This is a genomic window from Nesterenkonia natronophila, assembly GCF_003595215.1.
GTDB classification, from domain to species: domain Bacteria; phylum Actinomycetota; class Actinomycetes; order Actinomycetales; family Micrococcaceae; genus Nesterenkonia; species Nesterenkonia natronophila.
The window spans coordinates 111,412-124,215 of sequence record NZ_QYZP01000002.1 but is presented as its reverse complement, the minus strand read 5'-3'; the positions used below and the strand labels follow the sequence as shown (position 1 = coordinate 124,215).

10 protein-coding genes are annotated in these 12,804 nt (G+C 61.4%); 2 read left to right on the top strand and 8 right to left on the bottom strand.

Annotated features, from left to right (window positions below):
* Positions 1-93: 93 nt before the first annotated feature.
* On the top strand, positions 94-1,242 hold the full coding sequence (locus tag D3250_RS05640) for an FUSC family protein (protein ID WP_225973175.1): 1,149 nt from the start codon (positions 94-96) through the stop codon (positions 1,240-1,242).
* A 35-nt stretch (positions 1,243-1,277) separates the two neighbouring features.
* Here the strand turns inward: D3250_RS05640 and D3250_RS05635 are convergent, their stop codons facing one another.
* Positions 1,278-1,718 carry an arsenate reductase ArsC gene (locus D3250_RS05635; protein ID WP_225973174.1) on the bottom strand — a complete coding sequence of 147 codons (441 nt, stop codon included), beginning with the start codon at positions 1,716-1,718 and terminating at the stop codon, positions 1,278-1,280.
* Between the two features lie 13 nt (positions 1,719-1,731).
* The gene (arsB, locus tag D3250_RS05630) at positions 1,732-2,853 is read right to left on the bottom strand and encodes an ACR3 family arsenite efflux transporter (protein ID WP_119902416.1); all 1,122 of its coding nucleotides are present in this window, start codon (positions 2,851-2,853) and stop codon (positions 1,732-1,734) included.
* 117 nt (positions 2,854-2,970) lie between these two features.
* Between arsB and D3250_RS05625 the strand changes: the two genes are divergently transcribed.
* Positions 2,971-3,393: an ArsR/SmtB family transcription factor gene (locus D3250_RS05625; protein WP_438830130.1), complete on the top strand. Its 423-nt coding sequence runs from the start codon at positions 2,971-2,973 to the stop codon at positions 3,391-3,393.
* Here D3250_RS05625 and radA read toward each other — a convergent pair whose 3' ends face one another.
* The 6 genes from radA to panC form a co-directional block, all read right to left on the bottom strand.
* Positions 3,394-4,800, bottom strand: a complete 1,407-nt coding sequence (gene radA / locus D3250_RS05620; RefSeq protein WP_119902415.1) for a DNA repair protein RadA — start codon at positions 4,798-4,800, stop codon at positions 3,394-3,396.
* Between the two features lie 123 nt (positions 4,801-4,923).
* Positions 4,924-7,440, bottom strand: a complete 2,517-nt coding sequence (locus D3250_RS05615; protein WP_119902414.1) for an ATP-dependent Clp protease ATP-binding subunit — start codon at positions 7,438-7,440, stop codon at positions 4,924-4,926.
* 152 nt (positions 7,441-7,592) lie between these two features.
* On the bottom strand, positions 7,593-7,895 hold the full coding sequence (locus D3250_RS05610; RefSeq protein WP_119902413.1) for a histone-like nucleoid-structuring protein Lsr2: 303 nt from the start codon (positions 7,893-7,895) through the stop codon (positions 7,593-7,595).
* 368 nt (positions 7,896-8,263) lie between these two features.
* A complete protein-coding gene (lysS, locus tag D3250_RS05605; RefSeq protein WP_119902412.1) occupies positions 8,264-9,778 on the bottom strand; it encodes a lysine--tRNA ligase in 1,515 nt (504 codons plus the stop codon).
* Between the two features lie 36 nt (positions 9,779-9,814).
* Complete coding sequence (locus tag D3250_RS05600) at positions 9,815-11,836, bottom strand: M13 family metallopeptidase (protein ID WP_119902411.1); 2,022 nt, start codon at positions 11,834-11,836, stop codon at positions 9,815-9,817.
* Between the two features lie 57 nt (positions 11,837-11,893).
* Positions 11,894-12,793, bottom strand: coding sequence for a pantoate--beta-alanine ligase (gene panC, locus D3250_RS05595; RefSeq protein WP_192892567.1), 900 nt, complete (start codon positions 12,791-12,793; stop codon positions 11,894-11,896).
* Between the last annotated feature and the right edge of the window lie 11 nt (positions 12,794-12,804).

The window sequence follows — 12,804 nt, the reverse complement described above, 5'->3', positions numbered from 1 at the left end:
TCCCCTCCCCCGCCCGTCATTTCCTACATTCTGCGACGCTCTGTGGTCGGCAGACCCTGCCGAGACATGTCCGTCCGGATCTAAACTGCTGGAATGAGGACCATTTTCGCGTACCTGCGCACGGCCGCGCGGTCCACGCGCAGTGCGGCCGCCAACCGAGCCCGAGCAGGTGCGGTGCGCTCCTGGCGCTCAGTGCTGCCAGCCCTGCAGATGGCTGTGGCCGGCGTAGGCGCGTACGTGATCTCAGAGCAGCTGCTGGGACACGAGACTCCGCTCTTTGCTGCAGTGGCGGCGCTTATCGCCATGGGGTTCACAAAGGAGCCTCGACTGCGGAAGGTCGTAGAAGTCGCCATAGGCTGCACATTGGGTGTGCTGCTGGCTGACATGCTGGTTCTGGGCCTCGGCGGGGGCGTCGTCACCGCTCTGGTCGCCGTGTTCTCCGCTGTGATGCTTGCTCGGTTCCTGGACCCCGGCCCCTTGTTGGCGATGCAGATGGGCCTCCAATCATTGCTGGTGGTTATGGTGCCAGTTCCAGCAGATGCCGTCCTGGGCCCATTTACTCGGTCCATAGACGCGGTGGTCGGCGGCGCGACGGCGCTGCTGATCACGTTGATTACCCCCAAGGACCCCAGGGGTGAGCCAGTCCGCGAGATGAGGGAAGTCGCTGATCAGTTCACGCTCGCGCTGCGGGAGACCGCCGCCGCGCTGCATACCTCAGATTCTCGGCAGGCATGGCATGCGCTGATTCGTGCCCGCGGCCTGCAGTCCCAGGTGGACGAGACCTCCAAAGCACTTTCGAGTGCCAAGGAGCTGACCCGTTACTCCCCTGCCCACCGTCGGCACCGCCATTACGTGCGCCGGATCGAACATACCGCCGGGAAGCTCGATCTGGCGGTGCGGAGTCTGCGCCTGATGACAAGACGGGCCGTCAGCACCATAGACCACGCTAGGCTCTCAGATTCGGGCACAGTCCAACTGGCTACCGTCTTAGAGCAGCTGGCTGACGCCGCGGGCCAGTTGGGTCAGGCCACCAGGGAGACGGGCCCGGGTTTCGACCGGTGGATGAATACCGCCCGAGACTCGCTGGCCGCCGTAGCCACCCGCCTGCACCCGCAACGACTTGATATCCACGATCTGGAGGGGGAGGCGTTGGTGCTGCTGGCCCGCACTATGGTTGTCGACCTGCTCGAGGCAACTGGCTGCGAGCACGACGACGCCTTGACCTACCTGCCTGCTCTCTGACACCTCTGAGCCTGAGCCCTAAGTGCATCAGCGCATCAGCGCGTCAGTGACCCGAGCAGCTCTTCCACACGTGCCCTGATATCATCGCGGATCCGGCGCACCGTCTGCAGGTCCTTGCCCGCCGGGTCCTCAAGCGCCCAGTCTTCGTAACGCTTTCCGGGGAAGTACGGGCAGTCGTCACCGCAACCCATGGTGACCACGGCATCAGACTCTCGGAGCATATCGGCGGAGAGCTCATGGGTGGCCTGATCGGCAATATCGATGCCTATCTCAGCCATAGCTTCGACCGCCAGCGGGTTGAGGTGCTCAGCGGGCTTGGTGCCGCCTGAGTAGACAACTACGCTGCCGGCTGAGAGCTCGCGAAGAAACCCTGCAGCCATTTGGGAGCGACCTGCGTTGTGAACGCAGACAAAGGTCACAGCGGGTTTGGCACTGCCGGGTTTCTGCATATTCTGCGCAACGGAGGGCGTTGACATGAGGTCACCTTTCTCAATGTGTGCGAGCGGGCGCTGGTACGTGAGGTGGGACGGTGTTGGCAGCCGCCGTGGGCGAGCGGAAGAATTTTCGGGCCCACAGGGCCACGCAGACCAGTCCTACCAGCACCGGAACCTCGATCAGGGGTCCGACGACGCCGGCGAGCGCTTGGCCGCTGGCGGCGCCGAAGGTGGCGATGGAGACGGCGATGGCCAGTTCGAAGTTGTTCCCGGCAGCGGTAAAGCTCAATGTGGTGGAGCGCTGGTAACCCATCCGAAGAAGCCAACCTATGACCATGGAGGCGCCGAATGTGGCCAAAAAGTAGATCAGCAGCGGTGCAGCGATCCGCAGCACGTCGAAGGGTTGATTCAGGACTTGGTCACCTTGAAGCGCGAAGAGAACAACGATGGTGAACAGCAGCCCGTAGAGCGCCCAAGGCCCGATGATGGGCAGGAGCTTCGCTTCGTAGGCGGCGCGGCCCATGCGAGCTTCGCCTATGGTTCGCGTGAGGAAACCAGCGAGCAGCGGAAGACCGAGAAACACGAGTACTGACACGGTGATCGCCCATATGGAGAACTCTGTGCTGGTGGTTTCCAATCCCAACCAACTTGGCAGCAGCTGAAGGTAGAACCACCCGAGAAGCCCGAACATGAATACCTGGAACACTGAGTTGATAGCGACGAGAACAGCAGCAGCCTCCCGGTCGCCGCAGGCGAGGTCGTTCCAAATGAGCACCATGGCGATGCAGCGAGCTAGGCCCACGATGATCAGCCCAGTTCGGTACTCCGGAAGATCAGGGAGGAAGATCCAGGCCAGGGCGAACATGAACGCAGGCGCGAGCAGCCAGTTGATCAACAAGGAGGTGACGATGAGGCGTTTGTCCGAAATGACCCTCCGGGTCTCGTTGTACCGGACTTTGGCGAGCACCGGATACATCATCACCAGCAGGCCCACCGCGATCGGGACGGAGACGCCTGCAATTTTGACTGATTCGAGTGCCTCTCCGAAGAGTGGGGCTGCCGCGCCCAGCAGCAAACCCAAAGCCATCGCAGCGAGGATCCAAAGTGGCAGGAACTTGTCCAGCAGGGAGAGCTTCTGAAGGACAGCTCCTGTGTCCGGGGGCTCAGAGTGGGTCACTAATGCCTCGTCGTCTAGGGATCAGGAGTATCATCGACAGGTATCGATGAAACGAGTATTCTTTACTACATCGACGTATGTCAATGTAGAAGCTGTGCTTTCCGAAAGGACCACGCCGTGACAACAATCCCCATCTCACCGAGCGCCATGGGAGATCCTGCTGGGGACCTCTCTGAGTGCTGCGGTCCTACGCCCGGGGCCCCCAAGCTTCAGAGCGAGTCCGCGACTGTGCTGGCGACCAAGTTCAAGGCGCTCGGTGACGCGAACCGTCTGATGCTGCTTGCCACGATAGCCAGCGGGGAGTCTGCCGAGGCATGTGTTTGCGATCTGACCGGGCCGCTGAATCTTGGGCAGCCCACGGTCTCCCATCACTTGAAGATCCTTGTTGATGCTGGATTTCTCACTCGTGAGAAGCGTGGAACATGGTCCTACTACTCGGTGGTCCCTGGAGCTCTGAGCGCGCTCTGCGCCGATCTCTGCTCGGAGTCTGTGCTCGGCGATCTCATGCGCACCCCCGATCCCGCCGAGCGCAACGCCTGACTATTTCTCGCCCAGCACCAAACCCAAAGCCTCGGCGAGCGACCCGACCTCGCGGACCGTCATCCCCTGGGGCACACTCTCCGTGTCTGCAGAGTCCTTTCCCGGAGGGGTCCGCGGAACAATGGCGTGGGTAAAGCCCAGTCGCTGCGCCTCCTGCAACCGTTGACCGAGGCCCTGAACCGGCCTGACTTCTCCCGCGAGCCCTACCTCGCCGAAGGCAAGGAATCGGTTCGGGAGCGGCTTCTCCAATGTGGCAGAGGCAATAGCCAGAGCCACCGCAAGATCTGCGGCCGGTTCGGTGATCTTGACTCCGCCCACCGTGGCCACATAGGTCTCTGACTTCATCAGGGTTGCCAGTTTTGCTCTCCGCTGCAGCACGGCCAGGAGCATGGAAACGCGTGGCGAGTCCAGGCCGGAGACGGCCCTACGCGGTTGCGCGGCGGGAGACTCGGCCACCAGCGCCTGAACCTCAGCGGTCAGCGGTCGGCGCCCTTCCAGGGTGATGGTGATGCAGGTTCCGGGCACGCGTTCCGTCATGGCCGAGACAAACAGCCCGCTCGGGTCTGCCAGGGAGACCAGGCCGTCCTCGGTCAGGTCGAAGCATCCGACGTCGTCTGTGGGTCCGTACCGGTTCTTGGCCGCTCGCAGCAGCCTCAGGCGCGAGTGGCGCTCTCCTTCGAACTGACAGACCACGTCCACCAGGTGCTCGAGCATGCGGGGACCGGCTATATTCCCCTCCTTGGTGACATGGCCCACCAGGATTGTGGTCATATTCCGCCGTTTTGCAGCCTCGATCATCGCGGCTGTGACTTCTCGGATTTGAGTGACCCCGCCGGCAGAGCCTTCCACCTCGGCCGATGAGAGTGTCTGAACGGAGTCCATGATCGTTAGTTGCGGGCCACCCTGACCCGCGCCGGTCTCTTCGATCTGCCCCAGCGCTTGGCCCAGGTCTGACTCAGCGGCGAGATACAACCCATCGGCCACAGCACTGATCCGCTCGGCGCGCTTCTTCACCTGAGCGGCAGATTCCTCCCCTGTCAGGTACAGCACGGGCTGGGCGGTATGTTTGCGCGCTACATCTGCGGCGGCCTGGAGCAGAAGGGTAGATTTGCCGACACCGGGCTCTCCTGCCATCAGAATGACTGCGCCTGGGACCAGACCCCCTCCTAGAACGCGGTCCAGCTCCCCGATCCCAGTCGGTCTGAACTCCGCCACGGAGGAGTCCACCTGGGCGATAGTTTGTGCCGGCGAAGACAGGGCTCGGGAAGCACCAGTCCGCGAGGCGGCCTTGTGCTTCTCCCCCACCGTTGCCCAGGAATGGCACTCGGGACAGCGCCCCACCCACTTGACGGTCTGCCAGCCGCACTCGGAGCACTCAAAACCCGCCGAGGATTTGTTCTTCGCCATGACCTCCACGTTATCCGCTTCCCCGGAAGCCTCTGCGAACCCGCAGTCCAGGCAGGGGAGCAAAAAAGTCGGGCCCGCTCACGGAGTTCGTGTGCGGGCCCGACAGAAGCGTTCTGGTAACTGTCAGCTTTCGATGGCTGCCGGCTCCTCAGCTGCTTCCAGCTGCTCAGTCGGCATCCGCCAGTCGAATGTCAGCTCCCGATCAGCCCCGGTGCCCTTGAGGCCAATGCTGATTTCCGCACCATGCGGGATCTCACCGTAGAGAATGCGCTCTGAGAGCTGGTCCTCAATCAAGGACTGGATAGCCCTGCGCAGCGGTCGAGCACCCATGGAGGGATCGTAGCCTCGATCGGCCAAGTACTCGCGGGCTTCGTGGGTAATCTCCACAGTCATCGCCTGCTCCGCCAGCCGGGTGCGCAGGCGATCCATGAACAGGTCCACGATCTTGACGATCTCCTCCTGCTCCAGTTGCGGGAACACGATGGTGTCATCGACACGGTTGAGGAACTCAGGGCGGAAGTGCTGACGCAGCTCTTGGCTGACCTTGCCCTTCATCCGCTCATAGTTGGTCGCGGTGTCCGTCGAGGATGTGAAGCCTGTCATCACACCCTTTGAGATCTCGCCGGTGCCGAGGTTCGTGGTCATGATGATCACAGTGTTCTTGAAGTCGATCGCCCGGCCCTGTGAGTCCGTCAGGCGGCCGTCCTCGAGGATCTGAAGCAGCGAGTTGAACAGATCTGCATGGGCCTTCTCGACCTCGTCAAAGAGGACCACTGAGAAGGGTCGACGCCGCACCTTCTCGGTCAGCTGACCACCCTCCTCATAGCCCACATATCCTGGGGGCGCGCCAAAGAGGCGCGAGACGGTGTGCTTCTCGCTGAACTCGGACATATCGAGTGTTATCAACGCGTCTTCGTCACCGAACAGGAACTCTGCCAAGGCCTTCGCCAGCTCAGTCTTGCCTACGCCGGTAGGCCCGGCGAAGATGAACGAGCCAGAAGGTCGGTTGGGATCCTTCAAGCCGGCGCGCGTGCGGCGGATGGCCCGTGAAAGGGACTTCACAGCCTCATCCTGTCCGATGACCCTCTTGTGCAGCTCCTCCTCCATGCGCTTGAGGCGGTCAGATTCAGCCTCAGTAAGCTTGAAGACCGGGATGCCGGTGGAGAACGCCAGCACCTCGGCGATCAGATCGCCGTCAACTTCGGCGATCTCGTCCATCGACCGCGACTTCCACGCCTCTTCCTTCTGGCTGCGCTCCTCAACAAGCTTCTGTTCCCTGTCCCGGAACTGGGCAGCACCCTCGAAGTCCTGAGAGTCGATTGCGGCTTCCTTCTCCCGCTTGACCTCTTCAATCCTGGCTTCATACTCCTTGAGCTCCGGAGGCGGAGTCATCTTCTGGATCCGCAGCCGAGCGCCTGCCTCATCGATGAGGTCAATCGCTTTGTCAGGTAAGAACCGGTCATTGATGTATCGGTTGGCCAGGTTGGCAGCCTGCTCCAGCGCCTCGTCAGTGATCGAGACCTTGTGGTGAGCCTCGTATCGGTCACGCAGCCCGCGCAGAATCTGCACTGTGGTCTCCACTGAGGGCTCATCAACCTGAATCGGCTGGAAACGGCGCTCCAGAGCCGCATCCTTCTCAATGTGTTTGCGGTATTCATCGAGTGTGGTGGCGCCGATAGTCTGCAGCTCACCGCGGGCCAGCAGCGGCTTGAGAATGTTGGCTGCGTCGATTGCGCCTTCTGCTGCACCAGCGCCGACCAGGGTGTGAATCTCATCAATGAACAAAATGATGTCACCCCGTGTGCGGATCTCCTTGAGCACCTTCTTCAAGCGCTCTTCGAAGTCACCACGGTAGCGCGATCCAGCCACCAGGGACCCGAGGTCCAAAGTGTAGAGCTGCTTATCGCGCAGCAGTTCAGGCACGTCACCATTGACGATGGCCTGGGCCAACCCCTCCACAACGGCGGTCTTGCCCACGCCGGGCTCACCGATGAGTACGGGATTGTTCTTTGTTCTGCGGGAGAGCACCTGCATCACGCGCTCACGCTCGTAGTCTCTACCGACCACCGGATCCAGCTGAGCTTCACGTGCGGCTGCGGTGAGGTTGCGACCGAACTGGTCGAGGACCACGGAACCCGCCGGGGTCCCGGAGGCACCACCCTGCCCCACTCCAGCACCAGCCTTCTCCTGCTGCTCTCCCCCGGAGTAGCCGGAAAGCAGCTGAATCACCTGCTGCCGGACCTTGTTGAGATCGGCATTCATCTCTACCAGCACCTGCGCGGCGACGCCCTCACCCTCGCGGATCAGCCCGAGCAGAATGTGCTCAGTACCGATGTAGTTGTGGCCCAGCTGGAGCGCTTCACGCAGCGAGAGCTCGAGCACCTTCTTGGCGCGCGGGGTGAAGGGGATGTGCCCGGACGGGGCGTTCTGGCCCGGTCCGATCTTTTCCTGCACCTTCTCCCGCACACCCTGGAGGTTGATGTCCAGGGACTCCAGCGCCTTCGCGGCCACACCTTCGCCCTCGTGGATCAACCCCAGCAGGATGTGCTCGGTGCCGATGTAGTTGTGGTTAAGCATGCGGGCCTCTTCTTGGGCCAGCACAACGACGCGACGTGCGCGGTCAGTAAATCTCTCAAACATAGCCAACTGACGCTCCCTACAGCATTGTCTTCAGAGAGTCTAAGGCTACGGCTACATGCTGCGGACTCCCCCACCTGTTCGCCACAGGGAAAAGACTGACCTCCGGCGCGGGGTCGTGGTACCCGTGCCGGAGGTCAGTCCCCAGCGATGTGTCAGCGTTTCTTGGCGTTGCGGTAAGCCTCAACTATGTCGCGGTGCAGGCGGCCACGCTTAGCCACCGTGTATCCATGAGAGACGGCCCACTCGCGGATTTTCTTGGCCTCATTCTGCGGTGAGGGCGGCGGTACCGCCTCCGCCTTCCGAACATACTTCTTGAGGGTGTCGCGCAGCTCTTTCGCGTTCGCCTCTGACAGGTCTATGGAGTAGAACCTGCTGTCAAGACCGAAGTGAACCGTCTCCTTGGCCGGTGATCCGTCCAGATCATCAACCAGGATTTCTTGAACTTTCTTCGCCATGGGCAATGCACCTCGCTGCTGAATATCGACAACCCCGAAAAACAGTGCTCTCTCCCCGCACTCTCAGAGCTGAAAAATGATGAAAAGTCGCCAGGGACCAATTCTCTGGCGACAGTTTCATTGTCCCAGGGAAAAACTATGACCGTCAACTCTGTAATTCTCAGGAAGAATTCAGCTTGGTTCACTCACTGATCAGCGTCTGATTCTCTGTTCGCGGGCTTATGAAGTTCCTGTCGGACGGCAGCCTCCATTGCCCGCTCCTTGCGGTCAGCCCGGAAGATTGCGCGCATCGCAAACCAAAACACCAGACCCACACCTATTGACGGGGCCAGCACTTCGAAGTAAGTCCAGAAATTCTCCATTTCGACTCAGCTTTCCGGCTTGAGAAGGGGAAATAGTATTGTTTCGCGAATACCTGATCCGGTGAACAGCATCACTAGGCGATCGATTCCCAAACCAATTCCGCCCATTGGTGGGGCCCCATATTCCAAGGCCCGCAGAAAGTCCTCATCAACCTGCATAGCCTCCTCATCTCCGCCAGCACCCTTCTGAGCCTGAGCAACGAGGCGTTCGCGCTGAATCACAGGGTCAATGAGCTCAGAGAATGCTGTACCGGTCTCCATGCCAGCAATGATGAGGTCCCACGCTTCAATGACTCCAGGCTTCTCGCGGTGCGGGCGAGCCAGGGGCTGCGCCGCAGGCGGATAATCACACACGAACGTGGGCTGCAGCAATGTCGGCTCCACGATCTCAGCGAACAGCTCCAGGACCAGCTTCTGAGCTTCCCAGGCGGGATCGACTCTGACCTGATGCCGCTCGGCTACAGTGCGCAAAGTGTCCGCATCCGTCTCTGGGGTGATCTCCTGTCCCACGGCCTCGGACAGACCCGGGTAGACCGACATCCATGACCACTCACCGCTGAGATCTACTACGCCTTTCGCTGTCTCGATCTGAAGGCCGGTGCCGACAGCCTCTGCGGCTTTGAGGATCATCTCCTGCATTCGTTCGGCCATGACATACATGTCCCCCCAGGCCTCGTAAGACTCCAGCATGGTGAACTCTGGAGAGTGGGTCGAGTCGACGCCTTCGTTGCGGAAGACGCGCCCGATCTCGAAAACTCGGTCGATACCGCCGACGACAGCGCGTTTGAGGTAAAGCTCTGTAGCGATCCGCAGAGTCATCGGCTGGTCGAATGCGTTGAGGTGGGTGCGGAAGGGACGGGCCTGCGCTCCACCGTGCATCAACTGCAGGATCGGTGTTTCAACCTCCACATAGTCGCGGGAGTGCAGGGCGCCCCGTATTGCGCGTACCACCGCGGCCCGCGTGTAGACCATCTCGCGGGCCTCATCGCGCACAATCAGGTCGGCGTACCTCTGGCGGACGCGGGTCTCCTCGTTGAGCTCCGCGTGCAGCACAGGCAGCGGCCGTATTGCTTTCGAGGCGAAGCAGAACGAATGCGCCATCACGCTGAGCTCGCCTCGCCGCGAGGTGATCACCTCACCCGTTACCTGGATGTGGTCCCCCAAGTCGACTGTTGACTTCCACTGGGCAAGACTCTCTTCACCGACCTCGGCAAGCGAGATCATGGCCTGCAATCGGGTTCCCCTGCCCTGGGGGCCGCCCTCCTGGAGCGTCGCGAAGCAGAGCTTGCCGGTGTTCCTGATGAACATCACGCGGCCGGTGATCGAAACCGTCTCTCCGGTGGAGGCCCCCGGCTCCAAGTCAGGGAATCGCCTGCGCACCTCAACCAATGAGGCAGTACGCTCCACCGCCACCGGGTACGGCGCCTCGCCCTGCTCCAGCAAGCGGGTGCGCTTGTCCATGCGCACAGCGCGCTGGTCAGTGGTGTCGATATCGTTGCTGGTGGAAGTCTGCTGAGTCACCCCGCCAGTTTACGTCTTCTACTCACAGTAGAAGAACTACCAGATCGTGACGCGCTGATCAGGCGGAAGATACATACCGTCACCTTCAGATGTGCCGAAAGCCTGGTGGAAGGCGTCAATATTCTTCACCGGTTGGGTAGCGCGGAACTCTGCCGGTGAGTGAGGATCGATGCTCAGTAACGTCAGTGCACGCTCAGGACGTGTCACGTTGCGCCACCCCTGAGCCCAGGCGAAGAAGAATCGCTGGTCGCCAGTGAGGTCTCCAACAGTGTCGTCGTCGTTGTCCTCAGGAGTAGCCACGTCAGTGATGGCGACACCCTGATTCCGCGCAGCCAGCCACAGCTTATAAGCCTTGTGGGCGATACCTATTCCCCCTAGGTCCCCGATGTTCTCTCCCAGTGTGAGTTCACCATTGACGGTGTGCGTATCGTCCAGGACGCTGGGGCTGAGCTTGCTGAACTGATCCACCAGCTGAGCGGTGCGCGCTTCAAAGGCCGCACGATCCTCACCGGTCCACCAGTCAGTCAGTGAACCGTCAGCGCCGTAGCGGGAACCCTGGTCATCGAAGCCGTGCCCGATCTCGTGCCCAATCACAGCCCCAATGGCACCAAAGTTTTGTGCCATGTCCCGGTCAGCTGAGAAGAACGGCAGCTGCAGGATGGCTGCGGGGAAGCAGATGACGTTTTCCAAAGGGTGGTAATAGGCGTTGACTGTCTGAGGAGTGATGTGCCATTCGTCCGGATCAGGACCATCGTCAATCTTGGCGACGTCCCGATCCCATTCGCCCTCAGCCGCGCTAGCGACGTTGCCGACAAGGTCGTCCGGGGCCACCGCGCAGGCGGAGTAGTCAGTCCAGGTTGCCGGAAAGCCAATTTTGGAGGTGAAGGCCTCCAGTTTGTCCAGGGCTTTGCCGCGAGTGGCCTCCCCCATCCAGTCCAAAGCCGTGATGGACCGCCGGTACGCCTCGATCAGCGCAGCGACGAGTTCATTCATAGCCTCCCGGGCCTGCTGGGGATAGTGCCGGGCCACATAGATCTGGGCCACGTCCTCCCCCAGGTGAGCGTTGGTCAGCGCGACTCCTCGTTTCCACCGCTCTTTCAGCTGAGGCGTACCGTTGAGAGTCCGCGCGTAGAAGTCAAAATGCTCCTCCACAACCTGAGCGTGCAGCAGCGGTGCCGCCCAGCGCAGCAGCTGCACGCGGAGCCAATGTTTCCAGGCGTCCAACGGGTGGTCAGTGAGCGCGGTCTGGAAAGCGCCGAGGACATTCGGCTGACCGACCACAATTTCCGCCGACTGAGCGTCAGTCAGGCCCCATCCCTGAAAGGCCTCCGTGACCAGCGGCATAGCCTGCTCAACTTCAGAGCGAGACTTCAGGTTGTAGCGTTTCTGCGCATCCCGCGTGGCCACACGATCCCAATGGTGCGAAGCCAGGTCCGTCTCCAGGGAGAAGACCGCGGTGGCCGCCTGGGCGGCATTTGCGACCCCTGCGATCGAGAGGAATGACTCCAGATGGGTCTGATACTTTTGCCGAATCTCTGTGTAGGTGTCCTCTCGGTAGTAGGCCTCGTCCGGCAGCCCCAAGCCGCCCTGCATGACATGGAAGAGCTCACGCTCCGGGTTGCCTGCGTCCCGGGTGACGCCCACCGTGAGCAGACCATCCAAACCTTGGCGCTGCCACTGGGCGCAAAGGCGCACGAGCTCCCCTGGTGTGGTGGCGGAGTCGATCTGGTCCAGACGCTCTTGGATTGGAGCCAGCTCAAGTTCCTCGGCTCGCTCAGCATCCATAAAAGCTCGGTAGAACGTGCCGATGCGCTGTTGGACATCACCAAATTCGGGGTCAAGCTCAGTCGCGTGGGCAGCAGCCGTCTCCGCGGACTCCTCGAGGATCGCGCGCACGTCTGCCTCAGCTTTGTCACGCAGTTCGAGGAAGGAGCCGTAAGCATCCAGGTCATCGGGAATCACTGCAGTCTTCAGCCACTCGCCATTGACGTGGTGGTTGAGATCGTCCTGTGCCCTGACGGATGAGTCGAGGTAGGGAAAGTCGGTCTTTGTGCTCATGAATCCACCCTACGTCAGGCCCTGCGGTGGGATGATTTGCCGAAGCGGCATCACAGTTCAGCCAGTCGGCGGTACGGCCGGCCGAAGATCCATCGTGTCGATCAGCCGCACTGGGCCCACTCGCGCTGCGATCAGCGCGAGCGCCGGTTGCTTCAGCACACCCTGCGCCGTCTCCCGCAGAGTGGCGGGATCCACGACTACGAGGTAGTCCAAGTCGATACGCTCTGAGGACTGCAGCTGTGTCCGCAGTCCTGGAAGGTCCAGGGGGCCTCCCGTCTCTGCTCGCGCCTTCAGGGTGAAGAGCGCACGGGATAGGCTCCGAGCGGCGTCGTAATCACTTTCGCTGAGCCGCAGGTTCCGGCTTGAGAGCGCAACCCCATTCTCATCCCGCACACTCGGCAGCGACCGAATCCGCACCGGAAGGTTCAGGTCAGTCACGAGCCGGCGGATCACGGCGAGCTGCTCAGCATCCTTCTGACCGAACCACGCTTCACATTCTGCCGGGGCTGGGGGCGAGAGTATGGTGAAGAGCTTCGTCACCACCGTTGCCACCCCATCAAAGTGTCCAGGGCGGGATGCCCCCTCCCACCGGCGGCCCAGCTCCCCAGCACTGACTCTTACGAGGGGACCTTCCGGATAACCGGGGTACATCTCCTGCAGTCCCGGAGCAAAGACGAAATCTGCGTCATGTTCGGCGAGCATCTGGAGATCCACCTCTAGCTGCCGGGGGTACAACTGGTAGTCCGTCGGATCATCGAACTGCAGCGGATTGACGAAGACACTGGCGATGAGAACGTCTGAACTCCTCCGGGCCGACTCCAACAGCGCCGCATGTCCGGAGTGCAGAGCGCCCATGGTGGGAACTATCCCGACTACCGGCCGTGCGGCGGTGGAATGTTGGGCGGCTCGCACCACGGCAGCGCGAATGCCTCTCACGGTGTCGAAGAGCTGGGTCACGCGCACAGTCT

Excerpts from the sequence above, each read along its gene's own strand:
- D3250_RS05640 (WP_225973175.1), top strand. The coding sequence starts at position 94 with ATGAGGACCATTTTCGCGTACCTGCGCACGGCCGCGCGGTCCACGCGC.
- D3250_RS05635 (WP_225973174.1), bottom strand. The coding sequence starts at position 1,718 with ATGTCAACGCCCTCCGTTGCGCAGAATATGCAGAAACCCGGCAGTGCC.
- radA (WP_119902415.1), bottom strand. The coding sequence starts at position 4,800 with ATGGCGAAGAACAAATCCTCGGCGGGTTTTGAGTGCTCCGAGTGCGGC.
- D3250_RS05615 (WP_119902414.1), bottom strand. The coding sequence starts at position 7,440 with ATGTTTGAGAGATTTACTGACCGCGCACGTCGCGTCGTTGTGCTGGCC.
- D3250_RS05610 (WP_119902413.1), bottom strand. The coding sequence starts at position 7,895 with ATGGCGAAGAAAGTTCAAGAAATCCTGGTTGATGATCTGGACGGATCA.
- D3250_RS05600 (WP_119902411.1), bottom strand. The coding sequence starts at position 11,836 with ATGAGCACAAAGACCGACTTTCCCTACCTCGACTCATCCGTCAGGGCA.